This is a genomic window from Stella humosa, from assembly GCF_006738645.1.
In the GTDB taxonomy this organism is placed as follows: Bacteria; Pseudomonadota; Alphaproteobacteria; order ATCC43930; family Allostellaceae; genus Allostella; species Allostella humosa.
Genome location: NZ_AP019700.1, coordinates 4,362,603 through 4,385,847, shown reverse-complemented (window position 1 = coordinate 4,385,847; position 23,245 = coordinate 4,362,603). Strand labels below are relative to the sequence as shown.

The window sequence follows — 23,245 nt, the reverse complement described above, 5'->3', positions numbered from 1 at the left end:
CAGAGGACATTCCCATGGCCCGCCCCAGCCGCCTTTCCTCCGAAGTCGATTTCGAGCGCGACGGCAAGCACACCGGCTTCCTGCGCCTGCCCCATTCGGTGCATCGCTCCGCCTATGGCTGGCTGCCCATCCCGATCGCCTGCGTGAAGAACGGCGAGGGGCCGCGGGTGCTGCTGATGGCGGGCAACCATGGCGACGAGTATGAGGGCCAGGTCGCCCTGATGAAGCTGCTGCGCGCGATCCAGCCGGACCAGGTGAAGGGCCGCATCGTCTTCCTGACGGCGGCGAACTTTCCGGCCGCGTTCGCCGGCAGCCGCACCTCGCCGATCGACGACGGCAACCTCAACCGGATGTTCCCGGGGGATGCCGACGGCACGGTGACGCAGCAGATCGCCTACTGGATCGAGAACGTCATGCTGCCGCAGTGCGACTATGTGGTCGACCTGCATTCCGGCGGCAGCTCGCTCATGTACGTGCCGAGCGGGCTGGCCCGCCTCAGCCCGGACGCGGAGCGCAACCGCCGCACGATCGAGCTGCTGCGGGTGTTCGGCGCGCCCTGCGCCTATGTCGGCAGTGCGACCGGCACCGAGGACCGGACGCTGACGGCGGCCGCCGCCCGCCAGGGCGTCATGCATCTGAGCTCGGAACTGGGCGGCGGCGGTCAGGTGACGCCCGCCTGCCTGAAGGTGGCCGAGGAGGGGGTGCGCCGCGTGCTCCACCATATCGGCTCGCTCACGGGCACCGCCCCGCCGCCGGCCGACCCGCCGACCCGCCTGCTCGAGGTGAAGGCCGGCGCCCACTACGTCTATGCGCCCGATGCCGGCCTGTTCGAGCCGCTGGCGGAACTGGGGCAGGAGGTCCAGGCGGGTGACCCGGCCGGCCTCATCCACTTCCAGGACACGCCGTGGCGCGAGCCGACGATGGCCCGCTTCGCGGCTGCTGGCCTGGTGCTGTGCAAGCGCGTGCCCGGTCGCAGCGAACGCGGCGACTGCCTGTTCCACCTCGGCGCCGACCTGGCGATGTAGGCAGACCCGGACGGATGTAGGCAGGGCGGGGCCGGCGCGGTGGCGGGGCAGCGGCCACTGCCGCTGAAGCCGGCGCGGCCGGGCGAGATCCTGGTCGGGGCGGCGATCGGGCTCGGCATGACGGCCCGGGCCGCGGTGCAGGGGGGGGCGGACTTCCTGCTGGTGCTGAACGCCGGGCGGCTCCGGGTGATGGGGGCGGCCTCGAACGCCGCGCTTCTGCCGATCCGCGAGGCCAACCGCTTCACCGACGACTTCGCCCGGCACGAGATCCTGGGCCGGGTCTCCGTGCCGGTCTTGTTCGGCGCGTGCGTCATGGACCCGACGCTCGACATCGACGCCCTGGTCGATCGGATCGCCGAGGCCGGCTATAGCGGCATCGCCAACTTCCCCACTTCGATCCATCTCGACGGCTGGGTGCGCGCCGCGCTGGAGGATGCCGGGCTTGGCCTCGCGCGCGAGGTGGCGCTGCTGACGCGGGCGGGCGAGCGCGGGCTCGCCACCATCGGCTATGCCCGCAGCAAGCCCGAGGTGGAGCGCCTGCTGGATGCCGGCGTCGACATGCTCTGCATCAATTTCGGCTGGAACGCCGGCGGCACCATGGGCATCGGCGGCGCCATGAACCTGGCGGCGGCGACCGACCACGCGCGCCGCATGGTGGCGCTGGCGAAGCGGGCCGATCCCGGCTGCCTGTGCTTCGTCGAGGGCGGCCCGATCGTCCAGCCCAAGGACGCGGTCGCCGTCTGCGATGCGTCGCTGGCCGACGGCTATATCGGCGGCTCGACGCTGGACCGGTTGCCGCTGGAAATGTCGGTGATGCAGGCGACGTCCGCCTTCAAGGCGGCCAGCATCCTGCGCACCGAAGCCGACGATGCCAGCCGCGAACGATCGCGGATCGGCGGCATTGCCGGGCTGATCGGCCAGTCGGATGCGATGGCGGCCCTGGTCGACCAGGTGGCCAAGCTGGCCCGCACGCAGCTTGCCGTCTGCATCACGGGCGAGGCCGGGACGGGCAAGACGACGGTCGCCCGCGCCATCCATGTGGCGAGCCGCAGCGTCGGGCCGTTCATCGTGCTGGATGCGGGCGACGCCGACATCGACGCCAAGCTGTTCGGCCGGGACGGGCCGGGGCTGATGCAGACCCCGGACGCCCACCTGGTGCTGGAGAACATCGAGCGGCTGGCCCCGGACACCATCGCCCGCCTGCTCGACTGGATCGAGCGGGGCATCTTCGACCGCTTCCTGCCGCAGCCGCAGCGCCCGCAGCATGCCCGCCTGATCCTGACGACCGCGCGCGCCGATGCGCGAGCGGGGGGCTTCGCCGGCCGGCTGGCGGCCCATGTGGTGGAGGTGCCGGCCCTGCGCAGCCGGCTGGAGGATGTGCCGCTGCTGGCGCGGGCGATCCTCGCCTCGCAGAAGCGGCGCCGCGACCAGGCCGCCCCCCGCATCTCGGCCGACGGCATGCGCGAGTTCATTCGCCATGGCTGGCCCGGCAACGTGCGCGAACTGGCCGGCGTCCTGGCGCGCGCCACCGCGCTGGCACCCGAGGGCATCATCGACGCGGCGATCGTCGATGCGCTGATCGCCCCCGCCGGCACGCCGCCCGGCACGGATGGGCCGGCCGACGAGCGGGCCTGGATCATGGAGGCGCTGGCCCGCCACCGCTTCCGCCGCAACGAGACCGCCCAGGCGCTCGGCCTGTCGCGCAAGACGCTCTACAACAGGATGAAGCGCCACGGCCTGGTCGGCTGACGGCCCCGGCCGGGGGTCAGTCGCTGGCGATGGGCGTGTGGTGCAGGATGCGCGCACCCGCCCGTCCGGCGGTGGCCGCGATGCGGCCGGCGACCGCGCGGGCAGGGCCGCCGCCTTGCTCGGGATGGATGACGAGGCTGGCCAGGCCGCAGGCGATGGCCGCCTCGGCGGCCTGCACGGAGGTGACGTAGGCCAGGGCCTCGAAGCCGTCTTCGGCCAGTGCCTGCAGGCGCGCGAACTCCGACTGGGCATGGTAGCCGACGGCGGCCAGCCCCTCGGCCGTGGTGCCGTCCAGCAACTGCAGCGTCGGGTAGTTGGCGACGGCCAGGATGCCGGCGCGGCGCAGCGCGGCCGCAAGCTCGCGCGCGTCGAGAAAGGGATCGGCCGCGAACAGGCCGGCCACGACGGGTTCGGGATGCGGGGCGCGCTGCCCGGCCAGGGCCGCCAGCAGACCGCCGTTGATGTCGCAGACGGGCAGAAGCCCCATCAACGCGCGCAGCCGTGGGGGGAACCGATCCAGCGCCGGCACGAAAAGCGGCCGGTCGCCCGCTGCTGACGCCGGTGCCGGCAAGCGGGTGCACAGGGTCAAGGTCAGGTCGGTCATTACCCATTCTTACCCATAACCCGCCCGGCGGCTACTGGACAGGCGGGGCCGATCGATACCTAATCCCGCCCATCGAACACACCGCTGCGACAGATGGCGGATGGATGGGAATGGAGCCGCAAGGTTCCATGCAGGGGAAACGCCAGGGATCATGGAGCTCGCGCTTACGGTCGTGCTGAACGGGCTGACGTTGGCGGCGCTCTATTTCATCGTCGCCTCCGGCTTCTCCTTGATCTTCGGCCTCATGCGGACCGTGAACATGGCGCATGGGGCGCTTTATCTGGTCGCCGGCTATGTCGGATACGCCGTCTTCGAGCCGCTGTACGACCGTGACCTCTGGTACGCCTGGTATGCCGGCCTGCTGGCCGGCGTCGTCTTCGCCGCCGTGGCCGGCCTCGTCATGCAGCAGGTCTTCCTGGGCTGGATGCAGGGGCAGGAGCTGCGCCAGGCGCTGGTGACGATCGGCCTGTCGATCATCGTGGCCGACCAACTCCTGGCGCATTTCGGCGGCAACCCGCGACAGTTCTTCGCGCCAGATGCGATCTTCGGCTCCAGCTGGGTTCCCGGCGTCGGCCGCTACCCGACCTTCCGGCTGGTCCAGATCGGCATCGCGCTGGCCGTCGGCATCGGGCTGTGGCTGCTCCTCAACCGCACCCGGCTTGGCCTGATGATCCGCGCCGGCGTCGACGATCGTCAGATGCTGGCGGCCTGCGGCATCCGGGTGCCGGTGGTGGCGCTGGCCGTCTTCGCGCTGGGTGCCGGGCTGGCCGGGCTGGCGGGCGTCGTCGGCTCCACCGCGCAGCCGCTGGCCCAGGGCATGGATGGGCGCTTTCTGCTGATCTCGCTGGTCGTCGTCATCGTCGGCGGCATGGGGTCGATCGTGGGCACCGCGGTCGGCGCCATCCTGATCGGCCTGGCCGAGCAGGTGGGCCAGGCGCTGTTCCCGACATACTCGGTCGTCCTCACCTTCGTGATCATGGTGGTGGTCCTGGCGCTGCGCCCGCAGGGGCTGATGGGCAGGGCCCTGCCGTGAGCCGCCCGGCGCCTGCCATCATCGGGTCGGTCGCGGCCCTTGCACTTCTGGTGCTGGCGCCGGCGCTGCTGCTGGCCGTCCTGCCCGTGAACCAGGCGCAGTTCTGGACGGCCAACATCCTGGGCCGCGCGCTGGTCTTCGGCATCGTCGCCATGTCGCTGACGTTCCTGGCCACCTATGGCGGCTTCGTCTCGCTGGCGCAGATGACGGTGGCGGGCATCGCCGGCTACACGGTCGCCATCTTCGTCCAGGGGGCGGTGCCGACGATCGTCGGCGGCTTCGGCTATCCCGCCGCGATCGCGCTGGGGCTCGCCGCCGCCACGGTGTCTGGCGCGCTCGTGGGCGCGATCGCGGTGCGCACCCGCGACATCTACCTGCTGATGATCACGCTGGCGCTGGCCATGGGCGTGTTCCGATTCATCGAGACCAATATCACCTGGTTCAACGGCTACGAGGGCATCCGCAACGTCGTCGGGCCCGAGATGTTCGGGCTGCCGTTCCGCAACACCTACGTCTTCTACTACTCGGCGCTGGGGACGGCGGCGCTGCTCTATGCCTTCGTGCTGTACCTCGTGCGCTCGCCCTTCGGGCTGGTGCTCCAGGGCATCCGCGACAACCCGCGGCGGGTGGCGGCGCTGGGATACGACGTGGCCTTGCACCGCATCGCCAGCTTCGCCGTGGCGGGGTTCGTGGCCGGCTGCGGCGGCGTGCTTGCCACCTTCTACAACATCGGCATCTCGCCCGGCTCGATCGGCCTGGGGGCCACCGTCAACATCCTCATCATCAGCGTGGTCGGCGGCCTGTGGCACCCCATCGGCGCCTTCGTCGGTGCCCTGGTCTTTGCGGTCTTCGACACCTTCGCGGCCACGATCTACGACCGCAACCGCTTCAATACGCTGATCGGCGTCGTCTTCCTGGCGATCGTCCTGGTCTCGCCGGACGGTCTCTCCGGCCTCGTGCGGCGCATTGCCGGCCTGCTCCACAACACCGTCCCGACCGGCTCCCGGAGGCGGTGACGACCATGCAAAGAGCCCAATGAGAGGAGGAATGCCATGACCATTCGCATCACCCGCCGTCAGGCCCTCGTCGGCGGTGCCGGCATCGCGCTCGCGGGGGCCGCCGGCATCAAGGCCCCCGCCATCGCCCAGAATGCGCCGATCCGCATCGGCGGGCTGACCACGCTCGAAGGGCCGTTCGCGACCGGCGGGCAGGACGCCTATCGCTGCGTCCAGATGGAGCTCGAGCGGCTGAACTACACGGCCGGCGGCCGCAAGATCGAGTTCATCCGCGAAAGCTCGAACGCCCAGGCCGACGTGGCGCTGGCCCGGGCCCGCAAGCTGATCGAGCAGGACAATGTCGACATCATCCTGGGCCCGCTGTCCGGTGCCGAGGGCATTGCGCTGCGCGACTATTCGCGCACGCTGACAGGCAAGAGCATCGTCAACGGCTCGTCGGGTGCGTCGGACACGACGCTGCGCAACCCGTCGCCCAACTTCTTCCGCTTCTCCACCGACGGGACGCAGTGGATGGCGGGGCTGGGCAACCATGTCCGCAAGACCATGAACATCGCCGAGGTTGCCATCGTCGCCGGCGACTATGCCTTCCCCTATGCCCAGGTGTTCGGGTTCAACCTCGAATTCTGCCGTGCGGGCGGCAAGTCGACGCAGTACTGGGCGCCGCTCGGCACGACCGATTTTTCGGCCCAGATCGCCCAGATCAACCGCTCCAGCGTCGGCGCCCTGGTGGTCGTCCATGGCGGCACCGACGGGCTGGCCTTCATGACCCAGTATGCCCAGGCCGGCGGCAAGCTGCCGCTCATCGGCGGCTCGATCATGGCCGACGCCACGATGCTCTCGGCCCGCGGGCCGCACCGCTCGGTCATGATGGGCATGGTCTCCGGCGGACCGATCGCCGACATCAACGACGACCCGAACTGGAACGACTTCGTCGCCCGCTATCGCGCCCGCTGGCTGAAGGAAGGCGGCTTCCAGTCGCCCTCGATCCACGGCGTCAACTACGTGACGAACCTGCAGGGCATCCTGGCCGGCCTGGAGGCCGTCCGCGGCGACCTGTCCGGCAACCAGGCCGCTTTCCAGAAGGCGATGTCGGCGGCGAAGTTCAAGAACCCGATGGGGGCGGAGGTCTCGCTCGACAAGAACCGGCAGGCGATCTCCGACATCTTCCTGAACCGCATCGAGGAGCGCGACGGCCGGGCGCAGACGGTGGCCTTCGCCCGCGCGTCGCAGGTCAACCAGACGCTGGGCGTGCCCGAGGACCGCTTCCTCGCCCTTGGGGCGCCGTCCCGCGACAATGCCGGCTGCATCGCCGGCTGACGCAGTCAAGCGGGCAGTAGGGGCCGGCACGGGCGACGCTCGTGCCGGCCCCCCGCGCCTTCGCCTTCCATCGCGACGTCAGCATCCAGGCCTCATGACCTTGACCCCGGCCATCCGGATCGAAAACGTGTCGCGCCGCTTCGGCGCGCTCCAGGCCGTGCAGGGCGTCAGCCTGGACGTGATGCCGGGCGAGCGGCGCGCCATCCTGGGGCCCAACGGCGCCGGCAAGACGACGCTGTTCAACACCATCTGCGGCGACTTCCCGCCGACCGAGGGCCGGATCGCGCTGTTCGGCCAGGACATCACGCGCCTGACGCCGCACCGGCGCGCCCGCCTCGGCATCGGCCGCACCTACCAGACGTCGCTGCTGTTCGACGGGCTGACGGTGTTGGACAACCTGTTCCTGGCCGTCCGCGGGGTGAAGGCCGGCCGCTTCTCGATGCTGGTCCCGCGCCGGGGCGACCCCGACCGGGCAGAGGCCGAAGCCATCGCCCAGCGCATGCGCCTGGGCGACTGCATCCATCGCGGCGTGCGCGAGCTGTCGCACGGGCAGCGCCGCCAGTTGGAGGTCGGCATGGCGCTGGCCGGCAAGCCGCGCGTGCTGATGCTGGATGAGCCGGCGGCGGGCCTGTCTCCAGGCGACCGCCCGAAGCTGCTGGAGCTGCTGCGCGAACTGCCGCGCGACCTGACGCTCATCCTGATCGAGCACGATATGGATATTGCCCTGCCGACCGCGGACATCGTCACCGTCATGAAGGACGGGCAGGTGGTGGTCGAGGCGACGCCGGACCGGATCGCGACCGACCCGGTGGTGCAGGCGATCTATCTGGGCGGGGGCCACTGATGCTGGACATCGCCGGCCTGCATGTCCGCTTCGGCGAGGCCCACATCCTCCAGGGCGTCGACCTTGCGGTCGGCACGGCGCCGCTGGCGCTGGTCGGGCGCAATGGCATGGGCAAGACGACCCTGTGCCAGGCGGTGATGGGCATGGTTCCCGTCGCCGAAGGCGACATCCGGCTGGCCGGCCGCTCCATCGCCAGATTGAGTTCCGACCGCATCGCCCGGGCCGGCATCGCCCTCGTCCCCCAGGGCCGGCGCACCTTTCCGTCGCTCACCGTGCACGAGCATCTGAGGCTGGTCGCCCCGCGCAAGCCCGGGGCCTGGACGATCGAGCGCGTCTACGAGACCTTCCCCCGCCTGGCCGAACGGCGCGGGAATGGCGGCACGCAGCTTTCGGGCGGCGAGCAGCAGATGCTGGCGATCGCGCGCGCCCTGCTGATGGACCCCAGGCTGGTGGTGATGGACGAGCCGTCCGAGGGACTGGCGCCCGTCATCGTCGACCACCTGATCCAAGTCCTGAAGGGGCTGGCGGCGGACGGCATGGGCCTGTTGCTGGTCGAGCAGAACCTGCGGGTGGCGACCGAGGTCGCCGACACCGTCGCCATCATGGTCACCGGCCGCATTGCCGCCCGCATGGCGTCGGCCGACCTGCTGGCCGATGTCGATCTGCAGCGCCGCTATCTCGGCGTTTCCACCGGCCATCCTGAACCTGGCCATCGTTGAACCTGGCCATCGCTGAAAGCGGAGGAACCATGGCGAAGGTCTATGTCATCGGCACCTGCGACACCAAGGAAGCCGAGCTCGTCTATGCCAAGGCGATGGTCGAGAAGGCCGGCGCCCGGGCGGTGCTGGTCGATGTCGGCACCCGCGGCGGGCCATCCGCGGCCGATGTACCGGCCCGCGCCGTCGCCCGCCACCATCCGGGCGGGGTGAAGGCCGTGCTGGGCCATGACGACCGCGGCCTGGCGGTCGGCGCGATGGCCGACGCGCTCACCGCTTTCCTGGCCAAGCGGCGGGACGTCGGCGCGGTGCTGGGACTGGGCGGCTCGGGCAACACGGCGATCGTGACCCAGGCCATGCGCGCGCTGCCGATCGGCGTGCCCAAGCTGATGGTCTCGACCGTGGCGTCGGGCAACGTCGCCGCCTATGTGGGCCCCAGCGACATCCAGATGATGTACTCGGTCGTCGACGTGGCCGGGCTCAACGCGATCTCGCGCCAGATCATCGGCAATGCCGCCCACGCCGTGGCGGGCATGGCGATGAACCGGGTGCGCGCGTCGCGGCAGGACAAGCCGGGCGTCGGGCTGACGATGTTCGGCGTCACCACCGCTTGCGTCACCCAGGTGCGCGCGGCGATCGCGGCCGACTTCGAGCCCTATGTCTTCCATGCGACGGGCACCGGCGGCCAATCGATGGAGAAGCTGGCGGAATCGGGGCTGCTGGCCGGCGTCCTCGACCTGACGACGACCGAGGTGCCGGACTTCCTGGTGGGCGGCGTCTTCCCCTGCACCGAGGACCGCTTCGGCGCGATCATCCGCGGTGCCATCCCCTATGTCGGTTCGGTGGGTGCGGTCGACATGGTGAATTTCGGCGCGCGCGACACGGTCCCGCCGCGGTTCGCCGATCGCAATCTCTATGTCCACAACGCCCAGGTCACGCTGATGCGGACCACGGCCGAGGAGAACCGGGCCGTCGGCGCCTGGATCGTCGAGCGCCTGAACCGCATGACGGGGCCGGTGCGCTTCCTGCTGCCGCTGGGCGGCGTGTCGGCGATCGACGCGCCGGGCATGCCCTTCCATGACCCCGCCTCCGACCAGGCCCTGTTCGAGGCCATCCGCAGCGGCTGGAAGAAGGCGCGCAACCGCAAGCTGATCGAGGTCGCGGCCAACATCAACGACCCGAAGTTCACGGCCGAGGCCGTGGCCCAATTCCGATCGATCATCGGCTGAGGCGCTTGCCCGGCCAAGGAGACAGGACAGGACCCATGCCTCGATTCTCGCGCGCGGAACTTCTCGACCGGTTCCAGTCCATGGTGGCGCTGCGCCAGCCGATCGTCGGCGGCGGCGCCGGCACCGGGCTGTCCGCCAAGTGCGAGGAGGCCGGCGGCATCGACCTCATCGTCATCTACAATTCCGGCCGCTATCGCATGGCCGGCCGCGGCTCGCTGGCCGGCATGCTGGCCTATGGCAACGCCAACGACATCGTGAAGGAGATGGCGCGCGAGGTGCTGCCCGTGGTCAAGCGCACCCCGGTCATCGCCGGCGTCAACGGCACCGACCCCTTCGTCGTGATGGACCATTTCCTGGACGAGCTGAAGGCGCTGGGCTTCGCCGGGGTGCAGAACTTCCCGACCGTCGGCCTGATCGACGGCACCTTCCGCGCCAACCTGGAGGAGACGGGGATGGGCTTCGGGCCGGAGGTGGACATGATCCGCTTGGCCCATGCCAAGGACATGCTGACGACCCCCTACGTCTTCAGCGCCGACGAGGCGATCGAGATGGCCAAGGCCGGCGCCGACATCCTGGTCCCGCACATGGGGCTGACGACCGGCGGGTCGATCGGTGCCGCAACCGCGCTCAAGCTGGAGGATTGCCCCCAGCGGATCGACGAATGGGCCGAGGCCGCGCGCAGCGTGCGCCCGGACATCATCGTGCTGTGCCACGGCGGGCCGATCGCCACGCCGGAGGACGCGGCCTACGTGCTGCGCGCCACCCGGCACTGCCACGGCTTCTACGGCGCCTCCTCGATGGAGCGCCTGCCGACGGAGGCGGCCCTGACGGCGCAGACCACGGCCTTCAAGTCGATCACGTTCTGAACCGCCACGTTCTGAACCGTCCTATACCAGGAAGGAGCGACGCCATGGCCAGGGCCTATGCCAGCGCGATCATCCAGGCGCCCATCGAGGTCGTCTGGCCCTACATGCGGGATTTCAACGGGCTGCCGCGCTTCCACGCCGGCGTCGCGCGCTCGGAGATCGAGGACGGGCTCGACGCCGACGTGGTCGGCTGCGTGCGCTCCTTCCACCTGGCGGACGGCACGCATGTGCGCGAGCGCCTGCTGATGCTGGACGATGCGCGCTTCACGCTGGCGTATAATTTCGAGAAGCCCTGCTTCCCGGTGAAGAACTACCTGTCGACGGTGCGGCTCTACCCCGTGACGCGCGACGACACGACCTTCTGCGAATGGGAGGCGACGTTCGACGAGGCGCCCGGCGACGAGGGCAAGTATGTCGACATCGTCTCCAACGGCGTCTTCGCCGCCGGCTGGCGCTCGCTCCGGGCGCAGATCGAGCGCGACCGGCCGACGAAGCCGGCCGGCGTACCGCGCTGGAAGGCCTGGGCGCCCAACAAGGTGTGGACGTCCGCCATCATCCACGGCGCGGTCGAGGACGTCTGGGCGCGCATGCGCGACTTCGCCGGCATGGGCGACTGGCACCCGGACATCACCCGCATGCACATGCTGGACGGCGCGCGGTCCGACAAGGTTTCGGGCGTGCGCGACTTCCTGTTCGGCGACGGGCACCTGAACGAGGAACTGCTGCACCTGGACGACCTGCAGCGGTCCTTCTCGTATCGCATCACGAAGTGCGCGATGCCCTGGATGAACTATGTCTCCGGCCCGCGCCTGTGGCCCATCACGGAGACGGGGGAGACCTTCGCGGTCTGGACGGGCGACTGGGTCGCAGCCCCGCAGGACGACCTGATCCTGATCCCCAACACCGAGGCCAACGTCTATCAGAAGGCGTTCGAGACCCTGAACAGCCGATACTTCGCAGGGGACGCATAGCCGTCCGCGCGCCGCGCTCACGCCACGGCGCGTGCCCTGGGGATGCGTTGCAGGTGGGCGCCGGCGCTGCGCAGGGTTTCCAGGACGGCCGCCCACACCGCATCACCGGGGTCGGGCTGGCCGTCGAGAAAGGCGGTGTCGAGCCGGTCGAAGCCCAGCCCGTGCTGCTCGATCTCCGCCGGCCGCAGGATGTGGATGGCGGCATCGAGCGCGCGGTCGGCGGCCAGGATGTCGTAGCGGACAAAGGGCCGCCGCGCCTCGGCGGGCGGATACCAGCCGTCGAGCTCGATCCGGTCGGGCCCGGCGATGCCGACGCGCCAGCCATAGCGGCCGTTCAGCTCGCGGGCCAGCGCCTGGGCCGCCGGCCACAGGTCGCCTTCGCCGACCAGGGCATAGTGCGACAGGCGGGACGGCTTGCCCGGTGGGAAGCGGGCGTCGAGCAGCCGGTCGGCGACGCCCTGCTGCGGCTTCTCCTCGAAATTGTAGTGCACCTTCAGGCTGGGCTGCGGGTTCACCTCGCACAGGCCGGCGCCGACCTCCTTCCAGGAGCGCGCGATGTCGGGGGTGCGCAGGTCGATCCCGGCGATGTCGAGGCCCAGTGCGGCCACCGCGCGCAGGACCATGGCGGCGGTGTCGGGGTGGATGCGGTCGGTGTCGTCGCTCTTCCAGCCGGCGCCGAAGCGCATCATCGGCAGCGGATGGACCTCGACCAGCCGGCCCGCGGCGGGCACGTCGTCCAGGCTGAGGCCCTGCATGGCGAGCTGGCGCGCGCCCAGGGGATCGAGCGGGATGGGCGACAGCCGGTGCCCCTCGCTGCGCGGCCCGCGGGCTCGGTCGTCGTTGATGGCGGCGATCAGTTGGCGGACGGTCGACCGGCCGTCGCCCTCCACCTTGGGCGGCTCGGCGCCGACGATGCCGACGATGGTGCCGTCCATCACTAGCACGCGATACTCGATCCCGTGCAGGAAGCTCTCGGCCAGCAGCTCGGTGCTGACCGCGCGGGATGCCTCGAACACCTGTTCCAGCTCGTCCGCGGTGAAGACGAAGCCGACGCCCGCCTGCCGGCGCTCGGCCTCGGGCTTGATGACCATCGGCAGGCCGAGCGCGGCCAGGGCGGCGCGCGCCGACGCCAGGTCGGCAATGCGGCGCTGGCGCGCGACGGGCACGCCCGCCCGTTGCAGCACCTGGTGGGCGAGCCGCTTGTTGTTGGCCAGCCGCATGGACGGCACCGAAGTCCGTGCCGTGGCCGACCCGTCGATATATTGCGCGTGCCGTCCTTCGCCCAGTTGGGTGATGACGCCGGTCGGTCCCCGCGGCAAGCAGGGCAGGCCGCGCCGCGCCGCGGCCTCGAAGATGTAGCGGCGCGACGACGGCAGCCACTGTTCGCTCTCGTGGCGCTGGGCCAGCAGCACCGCGCGCCGTTCCGCTATCCAGTCGGGGTCGGCCAGGGTGTCATCGGCGATGGCCGGGTTGACCGCGCGCGCGACGATCCGGCGCGCCGCATCGAGCGCGTGCTGCGTCAGGGGCGGATGGCCCAGCCACATCGCCGCGATATGGCGCGAATCCCGGCTGAGCCGCGAGCGGGCGATCGGCAGCGGCTCGAAGCCGCCCCAACGATAGATCTCGGCGGCCAGGATCTCGACCGCGTCGGTGCGATCGATCGGCTCGCGCAGGCGGCCGGGCGGCAATCCCGGCGGCAGGATGCGATCGAGGATATCGACCGCGCCCGCCCAGCGCCGCATCGGCGGCGGCGGCCGGTCGCCCGGCTGGGCCAGTTGCATCAGCATGACCGAACGGTCGGCGAACCAGTTGGCGCCGGTCATTGCCGTCGCGCGGTGGAGGTTCGGTGCTCTCATCGGGCGCCGCCTTCGGCCGGGCGGGCCGAATGGGCCAGCGTGTATTCGTCGGCGCGTGCCTCATAGCGGACGCGGGCGCGGGTCGCCCAGATCGCCTGCTGGAAATAGAGCGGCAGCATGCCACCATCCTCCATGGCGATCTCCATCGTCCGCGCCAGCGCCTGGCCGCGCGCGGTGTCGTCGCCGATGACCAGCGCCTTGGCCAGGGCCGCATCGAAGGCCGGGTTGGAATAGCCGGTGCGGTTGTAGCCGCCCCAGCCGGTGGCGGGGTCGGCCGTGGCCAGGAGCGCGCGCAGGGCCAGCCCGGTATCCCCCGTCTCGGTCGCCCAGCCATCCATGAAGGCGCTGAACTCGCGCTTGTTCGCCCGGCTCTTGAAGACGCTGGCGGGCAGGCTCGCCACCTGGGTGCGGATGCCGATGCGCTGCAGCATGCCGGCCAGCGCGATCGTCACCTTGTCGTCGTTGAGGTAGCGACCGTTGGGGCCGTGCAGCACCATCGTAAAGCCGCCGGCATGGCCGGCCTCGGCCAGCAGTCGGCGGGCGGCCTCGGGGTCGAAGCGATCGGGCTTCAGTCGCTGGCTGGTGCCGGCATAGGTGGTGGGCAGCAACTGGGCCGCGGGCACGGCCGCCCCTTCCATGATCTGGCGCACCAGGGCGTCGCGGTCGACGGCCAGCGAGATGGCCCGGCGCACGCGCCGGTCCTTCAGCGGGTTTGGCGTCAGCGGCCGGCCGTCGGCGTCGGTCACGAAGGGGCTCTGGTCGCGGGCACTGTCCAGCCCGATGAAGAGCACCCGGCTGGTCACGGCCTCGGCCAGCGCGATGTCGCTGCGCCGGCGCAGGTCGGCCAGCGCGGTCGACGGCACTGCGTCGATCAGGTCGACATCGTCGGCCATCAGGGCCGCCACCCGGGCGGCCTCGCGCGGGATCGGCCGCACCGACACGCGTTGCCACGGCACCGCATCGCCCCACCAGGCGCTGTTGCGGCCCAGTTCGAGCATCTCGCCCTTTTGCCACGACACCAGCCGGAACGGGCCGGTACCGATCGCGGCCATGCCGGAATTGAAGGCGTCGGCCTTGGCCGCGAGCATGGCCCGCGGCACCATGGCGATCGCCGTCAGGTCCCAGGGCAGGGTCGGGTGCGGGCCGGCGGTGACGATCTCCAGCGTCGTGGCGTCGACCGCGCGCGTGCTGGCGATGGCCCGGAGGTACGTCGAATAGCCGCCGGGGCTGCCTTCCACCCCGGCCAGGGCCCGGCGCAGCGACACCACCGCGTCCTCGGCCTCGAACGGCTTGCCATCATGGAAGCGCACGTCCTGCCGCAGCTTCAGCAGCCAGCGCGTCGGCTCGACCATGGTCCAGGACAGCGCCAGCCCCGGCACCAGCCGCTGCTGGGCATCCTGCCCGACCAGCGGATCATAGAGGTGGCGGGCGATCTGGGCGTTGGGGCCGGTCGAATGGAAATGCGGGTCGAGCGAGCTGTGCTCCACCGACACGCCGACGCGCAGGCGCTGGGCGTCGGCCGGCGGTACCGTCAGCAGCAGTGCGGCTGTGGCAATGGCGGCTGCGCCGCGAACTCTCGATGACACGGCCTGTTCCCGCCCCCTGCTGGTTTCGCTCGATGCTAGGATCGTACCAGCACCACCCCGCGGTCGGCCAGCGTCAGGCCGGCTTCGGCGTCGACGGGCAGGGGGTGGCCGACATCCGGACTGACGGCGAAGACCGCGCCGATGGCGCTGTCCAGCGTGTATTCCATGACCGCCCCCATGTAGGCCGCGCGGCGGACGCGGGCCGGCAGGCTGCCCGGGCCGGGCGGGCCGATGCGCACCGCCTCCGGGCGGATGGCCAGGGCCGCTTCCCCGGTGGCCAGGCCGCGATGGGGCAGGGTCACTGTCATCGGGCCGATCTCTACCGTGGCGTCGTCGCCGGCGAGCGCGGTGATGCGGGCGGGCAGGATGTTGGCCTCGCCCATGAAGCCCGCGACGAAGATGTCGGCCGGCTGCTCGTAGAGCTCGGCCGGGGTGCCGGCCTGGGCGATCTCGGCGTTGCGCATGACGACGATGCGGTCGGACACGGCCAGCGCCTCGCTCTGGTCGTGCGTCACATAGACGACCGTCACGCCCAGGCGCTGCTGCAACTCGCGGATCTCGTCGCGCATCTTGCGCCGCAGGCGGGCGTCGAGGTTGGAGAGCGGCTCGTCGAACAGCAGCACGGCCGGCTCCAGCACCAGCGCGCGGGCAACCGCGACGCGCTGCTGCTGGCCGCCCGACAGTTCCGACGGCAGGCGCTGGCCAAGGCCGTCCAGCCCGACCGAGGCCAGCGCCGCCAGCGCCCGCTCGGCCGCCGCCCGCTTGCCCATGCCCGACGAGACCAGGCCGTAGGCGACGTTCTCGGCCACCGTCATGTGCGGGAAGAGGGCATAGGACTGGAACACCAGGCTGACGTCGCGCTCGCCGGCCGACAGGCGGGTGACGTCCCGCCCGCCGATCGAGATGCGGCCCTCGGTCGGCACCTCCAGCCCCGCGATCATGCGCAGAAGCGTGGTCTTGCCGCAGCCGGACGGGCCCAGCAGCGTCACCAGCGTGCCGCCGGCGATCACCAGGTCGAGGGGCTTTACCGCCGCGACCGGGCCATAGCGCTTGCCGATGCCCTCGAGCCGGACCTCTGCCCCAGCCTTCGCCGATACCGTCACGCGCGTCCCCCCACGGGAATGACGGCGGGGGCCGCCGCCCGCCGGCGGCCGAGCCGGCGGTTGCCGACCAGGAGCTGGATGATGCCGATGGCGCAGACCATCAGCAGGATAAGGGCGGCGCTGTAGGCGATCGAGACGCCATAGTCGCCGTTGATCACCCGGTTGATGATGAAGACGGTCGCCATCTCGTGCTGGGCCGAGACCAGGAAGATCACGGCGCTGACCGTCGTCATGGCACGCACGAAGGAATAGACGAGCGCGGTCAGCACCGCCGGCTTCAGCAGCGGCAGGACCACCCGGCACAGCGTGCGGAAGGTGGTGGCGCGCAGCGTGGCCGAGGCCTCGTCCAGGCTGCGGTCGAGCTGGCTCATGGCGGCCATGCCCGAGCGCACACCGACCGGCATGTTGCGGAAGACGAAGCAGGCCACCAGGATGATGCCCGTCCCGGTGATCTCCAATGGCGGGATGTTGTAGGTCAGGATGTAGGCGACGCCGATCACCGTGCCGGGCACGGCAAAGGTCAGCATCAGCGCGAATTCCAGCGCGAAGCGGCCGGCGAAGCGCTGGCGCGACAGCACCCAGGACGCGAGCAGGCCGAGTGCCGCCGTGATCGGTGCGGCGATGGCCGCCAGCAGCACCGTCGTCCCCAGCGAGTTCCAGGCCAGCCCCGACAGGATGAAGCCGCCGCCGGGGGCCGCCGTGATCGAGAAGGCGCGCTCGAAATGGTCGAGCGTCGGCGTCCAGTCGCGGCCCCACACCTTCACGAAGGCGCCGGCCAGCGCCATGACATAGACGATGACGGTCAGGATCGCCCACGGCACGGCGATCGCGAACGCGGCGATGGAGACCGGCCGGGGCAGGGTGCTGGGCAGCCCGCCGTCACCCTTGCCCGACATCGAGACATAGGACCGCCGGCCGAGCACGGCCCGCTGCAGGAAGAAGGCCGCCAGCGCGAAGGCCAGCAGGACGAGCGCCAGCATCGCCGCGCGGCCGAAATCGGCCTGGGCGCCGACGACGGCGAAGAAGATCTCGGTCGACAGCACGCCGAAGGACCCACCCAGCACGATCGGGTTGCCGAAGTCGGCCAGGCTCTCGACGAAGACCACCAACCAGGCATTGGCCAGCCCCGGCCGCATCAGCGGCAGCGAGACGGTGGTGAAGGTGCGCATGGGCGAGGCGCGCAGCGTGCGCGAGGCCTCCTCCATGGTGGGCGAGATGCCCTCGACGACGCCGATCAGCACCAGGAAGGCGGTCGGCGTGAAGGAGAAGACCTGGGCCAGCCACACGCCCTGCGCGCCATAGATCCAGCGGCCGAGCTGGGCGCCGGTCAAGGCCTCCACCACCTGGTTGAGGACGCCCGACCGCCCGAAGATCAGGATCAGCCCGAGCCCGATGACGAAGGGCGGGGTGATGATCGGCAGCACCGTCAGCAGCCGCATGGCGTGCCGGGCGGGAAAGCTGGTGCGGGTCGCAATCAGCGCGAAGGCAAGGCCAAGCGCGGTGGCCGCGGTCGCGGTCGAGACCGCCAGCGTCAGCGTGTTCCAGGCGACGCCGCAGGACTGGGCCGAGGCGATACAGGCCAAGCCCCAGACCTTGCGGTCCGCCAGCCGGTCGGCGAAGGCAGCCAGGGGCCCCAACTCGCCGCGCCCGCCGAACGCCTGCACCAGGATCGTCGCCATCGGCCAGAAGGTGAAGACCAGGATGGAGCCCACCAGCAGGCCGACGGCGCCCGCGGTGAAGCGGTCCCCCTTGAAGGCGCCGCGCAGCGCCAGCCCGTCGGTTGCCTGGAAGAGGAAGCCCACCGCCGCCACGGCGCCGCCGAGGCCGATGCCGAACTGCCGGTCCTCGATCGGGCCGAACAGGGCTTCCAGCCACGGCGCGTTCCAGCCGCGGATGCCGATGGCGAACCCCTGGGCCACGATGGCGGCCAGCCCGGCCAGCCCGCCCAGCGCCAGCAGCAGGCCGCGGCGCTCGCGCACCATCCCGGGCCGCAGCACGGCGGGGGCCGCGACCAGCAGCGCGGCCAGCACCGGCCAGAACCAGAAGCGGCCGTGGCGCACGGCCTGGGCGGCGGCGGATGCCGCCTCGGGATCGTCCTGGAAGAGGGCCAGCAGCGAGGCCGGCCCCACCCCTTCCTGCTGCATGTGCCAGGGCAGCAGCAATACGCCCGCCAGCGCCACCCACCACCACAGGCCGGCGGCGGGCTTCCTCATCGCGGCAGCCGCCCGATTTCCTCGTCCCAGCGATTGAGCAGGCGGTTGCGCTCGGCCGACTGGCCGAAGCGGGCCAGGTCCTGCGGCACCAGCCGGGCCTTCGACAGGTCGGGCGAGCCCGGCGGCGGCGGCGCCTTGCTGTTGGCCGGCAGGTGCAGGTGGCCGGCCTTGGCGGTCAGCGCCTGGGCCTCCGGGGTCAGCGCCCAGTCGAAGAAGCGCCGGGCCTCGGTGCGATTGCGGGCACCCTTGACGATCGACATGGCGTCGACCGCCAGCGTCGTGCCCTCGCAGGGCGCCGCGGTCTCGACCGGGAAGCCCGCGCGCCTCTCGGCCGCGAAGCCCTGCACGAAGCCCAGCGATATGCCGGTCTCGCCGCGGGCGACGGCGCGCGTCGGCGCGATCCCGGATCGGGGGTAGCTGTTGACGTTGGCGTGCATCCCCTTGAGGAAGGCGAACGCCGGGTCCTCGCCCTTCAGTTGGATGAGGATGGTGAGGATCGTATAGGCCGTGCCCGACGAATGCGGGTTCGACATCTGGATCTCGCCGCGATAGGCGGGCTTCAGCAGGTCGTCCCAGCAGGCGGGCGGCGGCAGCTTCTTCTTGTCCAGCAGCTCGGTGTTGTAGCCGATGCCGACCACCAGCCCCGCCATGCCGACCGCGCGTCCGCCCGATGCCGTCCACAGGTCGCGCGCCCAGGGCTCCAGGTCGTCCAGGGCGGCCGGCCGCCACGGCTCGGTCAGGCCCTGCTCGGCTGCCACGAGATGGGCATCGGCCTGGCCCGTCCACCACACGTCGCCGCGCGGGTTGGCGGCCTCCGCCCGCATCTGGGCCAGCACCTCGCCCGTGCTCTTCTGGGTCATGGCGACGGTGACGGCGGTTGCCGCCTGGAAGCCCGTCGCCATTTCCTGGCACCATTCGACCGGGCCGGAGCAGTAGAGGTTGAGCTGGCCCCGACCGGCCGCGGGCACGGCCGCCAGCAGCAGGGCCAGGCCCAGTCCGTGGGCGAGAAGGCGGTTCATCAGCCGCGCGGCAGGCTGCCGATGTCGCGGTCCCACCGCTCGATCAGGCGCTTGCGCTCGGCCGCCTTGCCATACTTGGCGAAGTCGTAGTCGATGAGCTTCATCTTCGTCAGGTCGGGCGCCTTGGGCGGCAGCGGTGCGCTCATGTTGGCGGGCGTCTGCAACTGCTTGCCCGCGTCGTAGCCCAGGCGCTGGGCCGGCGCCGTCAGCGCCCAGTCGTAGAACTTGCGCGCGTTGGGCAGGTTGCGGGACCCGGCGATGATCGACATGGAGCCGATCTCGAAGCCGGTGCCCTCGCACGGCGTCGCATAGTCGGCGGGGAAGCCGGCATTCGCCTCCACCACCGCGTCATGCACGAAGCTGATCGACACGCCCGTCTCGCCGCGGGCCACCGCCTTGATCGGCGCGGTGCCCGACCGGGTGTAGGCGTTGATGTTGGGGTGGAGCGCCTTCATGTACTCGAACGACTTGTCCTCGCCCATGAGCTGGACCAGCGTCGCGATCATCACATAGGCGGTGCCCGACGAGTTCGGGTTGGCCATCTGGATCTCGCCCTTGAAGCCCGGCTTCACCAGGTCGGCCCAGCAGGCGGGTGCTGCCTGATTCTTCTTGGCCAGCAGCTCGCGGTTGAAGCCGAAGCCCAGCGCCCCGGCATAGACGCCGACCGCGCGCTTGTTCGACTGCTCCCACTGCTTGCGGGCCCAGGGGTGGAGGTCCTTCAGGTTGGCGCTCTCGTAGGCGACCGTCAGGTTCTCCTCGGCGGCGGCCATGTGCGGGTCGCCGGTGCCGCCGAACCACACGTCCGCTTTCGGATTCTGCGCCTCGGCGCGGATCTGCGCGAAGGTCTCGCCCGAGCCCTTCTGCGTCATCGCCACCTTCACCTTGGTGTCGCGCTCGAAGTTGGTGGCGATGGCCTGGCACCATTCCACCTGGACCGAGCAATAGAGGTTGAGCTGGCCCTGGCCGAAAGCCGGGCTGGCGACCCCGACCAGGGACAGGATGGCGGCGAGCGCCCAGTTCTTCTTCATGCCGGTTTCCCCCCAAGGATGTTCTGGGGCCCCGCGAGGGGCCGATGCTGCCGTCGCGAATCTGTAACAATTCGCGCGACCCTTGCCCAGCGCCCTGCCGGGGAATTCAATCCTTGCGGATCGCCGTCTCGAGCAGCGCCACCACCCGCTGGGCCGTTGCCGCCGGATCCTCGGGCAGGCGCCGCAGCACCGTGCCGGCGGCCCGTACGCTGGCGTCGAACATCCGCCAGACGAGCGACCGCTCGTCGATCGCCCCCATGGCGACGTCGAGGCGGACCAGGCCCAGCCCGGTCACGCGGGTGCTGGCCGGGTCGATCGCATACACGCCGAGGTCGAGCTCGCGGTCCTCGGCCACCAGCCCGTGGGCGTCGGGCAGGGTGGCGGCGGGCGCATCCGGTATCCAGCCTTCGAGGTCGACCCGCCCGTCGGCGGCCGTCCCCACCCGCCAGCCGAAATGCGCCCGGCAGGCTGCCGCCACGGCCGCGACATGGGCGGACAGGTCGCCCTCGCCGGCCAGCAGCACATGGCGCATCGGCAGGCGGTCGGCCGGCGGATAGGTGCGGTCGAGCAGGGCCCCGGCCACGTCGCGGGTGGTGGCGAACTCGTAATGCACGAAGAGGTTCGGCTGCGGGTTGATCTCGCAGATGCCCGCTCCCACCTCGCGCCAGGAGCGGGCGATGTCGGGCATGCGCAGGTCGATGCCGGCGATGTCGAGGCCGACGGCCTCCACGGCGCGGATCGCCATCTCCCGGTTGTCGGGATGGATGGCGTCGGTCGCGTCGAAGCGTCCGTCGCCGCCGAACCGCATCATCGGCAGGGGATGCACCTGGACCACTTCGCCGGCCGCGGGCACGTCGTCCGGCGTGCGGCCGCAGGATTCCAGATAGCGCAGGCTCAACGCCTCGATGACGATGGGGGCCAGCGCGAAGCCCTCGGCGATCGAGCCGCGGCGGGGATCGCGGTTGGCCGCTTCGACCAGGCCGGCAATGCTCGTGCGGCCGTCGCCCGTCACCGATACCGGCAGGCGCATGGCGACGGCCAGGACCTGCCCCTCCAGCACGAGCACGCGATATTCGTGGCCGGGGATGTAGCTCTCGGCCACCACCGGCTGGTTGAAGCTGGCGGCATGCTCGAAGGCGCCGTCGATCTCCTCGGCGCGATAGACGATTCGCATGCCCTGCATCTCGCGCAGCGCCTGGGGTTTCAGCACCAGCGGCAGGCCCAGATCGGCCACGGCGGCATGCACCGCCGCGGCATCGGCGACCCGGACCTGCAGCGGCGCCGGCAGGCCGGCCCGGCGCAGCGCCTGGTTGCCGCTGCGCTTGTTGCCGGCGATCGTGGTGGCCAGGATGGACGTGCGCCATGTGCCCGAGGCGTCGTACCGCCGGCCATGCCGGCCCTCGCCCAGCAACAGGATATGGGGGGCGGCCGTGAACTGCCGCCAAGGTATTCCGCGAGCCTCGGCCGCGCGCACCATGTACCGGCGCGAGCCGCGCAGCCATTCGTCGCCGTCATGCCGCATGGCCAGGAGATAGCCCCGGTTCTCCTTGATCCAGGCGTCCTCGGCCGGGCCTTCACCGGCCTTCACCAGCAGCCGCAGCGAGAAGCCGACCGCCGCTGCCGTCATGTCCGGATTGCTCATGGCCACGGCGACGGTCTGGGGGGCGGATGCGCCCATGATGGTGCGTTCGACGGGCGCCACGGCATGCCCGAACCAGCCGAGCAGGAAGCGGGCGACATCCTCGACCGCCTTGTGCAGTTCGTCGGGTGTCTCGGCCAGCCTGTCATCGGGCAGGCCGGCCGGCAGCAGCCGGTCCAGCAGCGCGCGCGCGGCCGCCCAGGTGGTGGCGTCATAGTCGCCTTCGACCCGCGCGGCATAGACCGAACGGCTGGCGATCCAGTTGGCGCCCTGCAACCGCCAGCCCTGGATCCGCCGCGGCGGGATGCGCTCGCTCATCGGTCGAGCAGGCCGTTGGCCTCGCCCAGGGCGGGATAGCCCGCCTCGGCCGGGGTGGCGGTCATGCCCGGCACCACCGGCGTCTTCAACGCCGGCATGCGGTTGCCCAGGCCGTCCAGCAGCCCGCGGTCGAACAGGCCGCGGGCGACGAAATGCGGGTCGGCCATGGCGTCCTTCAGGCTGTTCACCAGGACGGTGCAGCAGTCGCGCCCGGTGAAAGCGGCCTGCCATTCGGCAGCCGTGCGGCTGGCGATGCGCTCGGCCACCACGCGCGCGGTGGCTTCCGGGTCGGCGCTGTCGTCGCGGGCCGCGGCCGGCAGGTCGACCACCTCGCAGAAGATCTTCCAGAAGCGGTCTTCCAGCGGGGCGGCAGCCATGTAGGCGCCGTCGCGGGTGCGATAGATGCGGTAGCGCGCCGAGCCGCCGGTCACCCGGGCGCCTGCCGGCCGCGGCCAGGCGCCCCCGGCGATGCCGTCGCCCATCGCCCAGTACATGAAGGTGAAGAGGTTGTCGGTCATGGCGATGTCGAGCCGCTGGCCGGTCCCGGTGTGCTGCCGCTGGGCCAGCGCCAGCAGGATGTTGATGACGGCCGGATAGGTGCCCCCGGCGATGTCGGCGACCAGGGCCGGCGGCACCACCGGCGCGCCGTCCGGCCCGGCGGCCAACGCCAGCAGCCCGGTCTCGGCCATGTAGTTCAGGTCGTGGCCGGCGACCTGGGCCTTGGGCCCGCTCTGGCCGAAGCCGGTGATGGCGCAATAGACCAGACGCGGATTGCGCTGGGACAGCCGCTCCCAGCCCAGGCCCAGGCGATCCATCACGCCCGGCCGGAACTGCTCGACCACCACGTCGGCGCGGTCGATCAGCGGCAGCAGCCGGTCGACGGCACCCGGCGCCTTCAGGTCGATGGCGATGGAGCGCTTGCCGCGGTTGAGGAGCGCGAAGTTGACGCTGTCCTGGCCGAAGGCGGGTGGATAGGCACGCATGTCCTCGCCCGTGCCCGGCCGCTCGATCTTCAGCACGGTGGCGCCGGCCTCGGCCAGGATCAAGGTGGCGAGCGGCCCCGGCAGCAGGGTCGAGAAGTCGATGACGGTGATGCCGTCCAAGGGGGCCATG

19 protein-coding genes are annotated in these 23,245 nt (G+C 71.1%); 10 read left to right on the top strand and 9 right to left on the bottom strand.

The genetic code is table 11. The features are described from left to right. The first annotated feature begins 14 nt into the window (after positions 1–14). Both STVA_RS20520 and STVA_RS20515 read left to right on the top strand, forming a co-directional pair. On the top strand, positions 15–1,025 hold the full coding sequence (locus STVA_RS20520; protein ID WP_123691573.1) for a succinylglutamate desuccinylase/aspartoacylase family protein: 1,011 nt from the start codon (positions 15–17) through the stop codon (positions 1,023–1,025). A 39-nt stretch (positions 1,026–1,064) separates the two neighbouring features. Beyond that, positions 1,065–2,774 carry a phosphoenolpyruvate hydrolase family protein gene (locus tag STVA_RS20515; protein WP_123691571.1) on the top strand — a complete coding sequence of 570 codons (1,710 nt, stop codon included), beginning with the start codon at positions 1,065–1,067 and terminating at the stop codon, positions 2,772–2,774. Positions 2,775–2,790: 16 nt separating this feature from the next. Here STVA_RS20515 and STVA_RS20510 read toward each other — a convergent pair whose 3' ends face one another. Further along, positions 2,791–3,378, bottom strand: a complete 588-nt coding sequence (locus tag STVA_RS20510) for a phosphoenolpyruvate hydrolase family protein (protein ID WP_123691569.1) — start codon at positions 3,376–3,378, stop codon at positions 2,791–2,793. Positions 3,379–3,529: 151 nt separating this feature from the next. Here STVA_RS20510 and STVA_RS20505 point away from each other — a divergent pair, with 151 nt between their 5' ends. The 8 genes from STVA_RS20505 (at position 3,530) to STVA_RS20470 (ending at position 11,370) form a co-directional block, all read left to right on the top strand. Continuing rightward, positions 3,530–4,411: a branched-chain amino acid ABC transporter permease gene (locus STVA_RS20505; protein WP_123691567.1), complete on the top strand. Its 882-nt coding sequence runs from the start codon at positions 3,530–3,532 to the stop codon at positions 4,409–4,411. Beyond that, on the top strand, positions 4,408–5,427 hold the full coding sequence (locus STVA_RS20500; protein ID WP_123691565.1) for a branched-chain amino acid ABC transporter permease: 1,020 nt from the start codon (positions 4,408–4,410) through the stop codon (positions 5,425–5,427). The genes STVA_RS20505 and STVA_RS20500 overlap by 4 nt, the downstream gene beginning before the upstream one ends. Positions 5,428–5,463: 36 nt before the next feature. Continuing rightward, positions 5,464–6,744, top strand: coding sequence for an ABC transporter substrate-binding protein (locus STVA_RS20495; RefSeq protein WP_123691564.1), 1,281 nt, complete (start codon positions 5,464–5,466; stop codon positions 6,742–6,744). 94 nt (positions 6,745–6,838) lie between these two features. Continuing rightward, positions 6,839–7,588, top strand: coding sequence for an ABC transporter ATP-binding protein (locus tag STVA_RS20490; protein ID WP_123691562.1), 750 nt, complete (start codon positions 6,839–6,841; stop codon positions 7,586–7,588). Next, complete coding sequence (locus STVA_RS20485; protein ID WP_123691560.1) at positions 7,588–8,307, top strand: ABC transporter ATP-binding protein; 720 nt, start codon at positions 7,588–7,590, stop codon at positions 8,305–8,307. Before STVA_RS20490 ends, STVA_RS20485 begins: the two co-directional genes overlap by 1 nt. Positions 8,308–8,336: 29 nt before the next feature. Continuing rightward, positions 8,337–9,533 carry a Tm-1-like ATP-binding domain-containing protein gene (locus STVA_RS20480; protein ID WP_123691558.1) on the top strand — a complete coding sequence of 399 codons (1,197 nt, stop codon included), beginning with the start codon at positions 8,337–8,339 and terminating at the stop codon, positions 9,531–9,533. A 35-nt stretch (positions 9,534–9,568) separates the two neighbouring features. Next, positions 9,569–10,399 (top strand): phosphoenolpyruvate hydrolase family protein, encoded by an 831-nt coding sequence (locus STVA_RS20475; protein WP_123691557.1) that lies wholly within the window; start codon positions 9,569–9,571, stop codon positions 10,397–10,399. A 44-nt stretch (positions 10,400–10,443) separates the two neighbouring features. Beyond that, a complete protein-coding gene (locus STVA_RS20470; protein ID WP_123691555.1) occupies positions 10,444–11,370 on the top strand; it encodes an SRPBCC family protein in 927 nt (308 codons plus the stop codon). 17 nt (positions 11,371–11,387) lie between these two features. Here STVA_RS20470 and STVA_RS20465 read toward each other — a convergent pair whose 3' ends face one another. From STVA_RS20465 to STVA_RS20430, 8 genes are all read right to left on the bottom strand, one after another. Then, positions 11,388–13,226 carry an ATP-binding protein gene (locus STVA_RS20465; RefSeq protein WP_123691553.1) on the bottom strand — a complete coding sequence of 613 codons (1,839 nt, stop codon included), beginning with the start codon at positions 13,224–13,226 and terminating at the stop codon, positions 11,388–11,390. Continuing rightward, the gene (locus STVA_RS20460) at positions 13,223–14,812 is read right to left on the bottom strand and encodes an ABC transporter substrate-binding protein (RefSeq protein WP_123691551.1); all 1,590 of its coding nucleotides are present in this window, start codon (positions 14,810–14,812) and stop codon (positions 13,223–13,225) included. Before STVA_RS20460 ends, STVA_RS20465 begins: the two co-directional genes overlap by 4 nt. A gap of 35 nt (positions 14,813–14,847) precedes the next feature. Next, a complete protein-coding gene (locus STVA_RS20455) occupies positions 14,848–15,915 on the bottom strand; it encodes an ABC transporter ATP-binding protein (RefSeq protein ID WP_123691549.1) in 1,068 nt (355 codons plus the stop codon). Beyond that, positions 15,912–18,128, bottom strand: coding sequence for an ABC transporter permease (locus tag STVA_RS20450; protein ID WP_123691547.1), 2,217 nt, complete (start codon positions 18,126–18,128; stop codon positions 15,912–15,914). The genes STVA_RS20455 and STVA_RS20450 overlap by 4 nt, the downstream gene beginning before the upstream one ends. After that, positions 18,125–19,147, bottom strand: coding sequence for an ABC transporter substrate-binding protein (locus tag STVA_RS20445; RefSeq protein WP_123691545.1), 1,023 nt, complete (start codon positions 19,145–19,147; stop codon positions 18,125–18,127). Before STVA_RS20445 ends, STVA_RS20450 begins: the two co-directional genes overlap by 4 nt. Further along, positions 19,147–20,175, bottom strand: a complete 1,029-nt coding sequence (locus STVA_RS20440; RefSeq protein WP_123691543.1) for an ABC transporter substrate-binding protein — start codon at positions 20,173–20,175, stop codon at positions 19,147–19,149. The genes STVA_RS20445 and STVA_RS20440 overlap by 1 nt, the downstream gene beginning before the upstream one ends. Positions 20,176–20,281: 106 nt before the next feature. Beyond that, on the bottom strand, positions 20,282–22,132 hold the full coding sequence (locus STVA_RS20435; RefSeq protein WP_123691541.1) for a hypothetical protein: 1,851 nt from the start codon (positions 22,130–22,132) through the stop codon (positions 20,282–20,284). Further along, complete coding sequence (locus STVA_RS20430) at positions 22,129–23,244, bottom strand: CaiB/BaiF CoA transferase family protein (RefSeq protein WP_123691539.1); 1,116 nt, start codon at positions 23,242–23,244, stop codon at positions 22,129–22,131. Before STVA_RS20430 ends, STVA_RS20435 begins: the two co-directional genes overlap by 4 nt. Position 23,245: the final 1 nt, after the last annotated feature.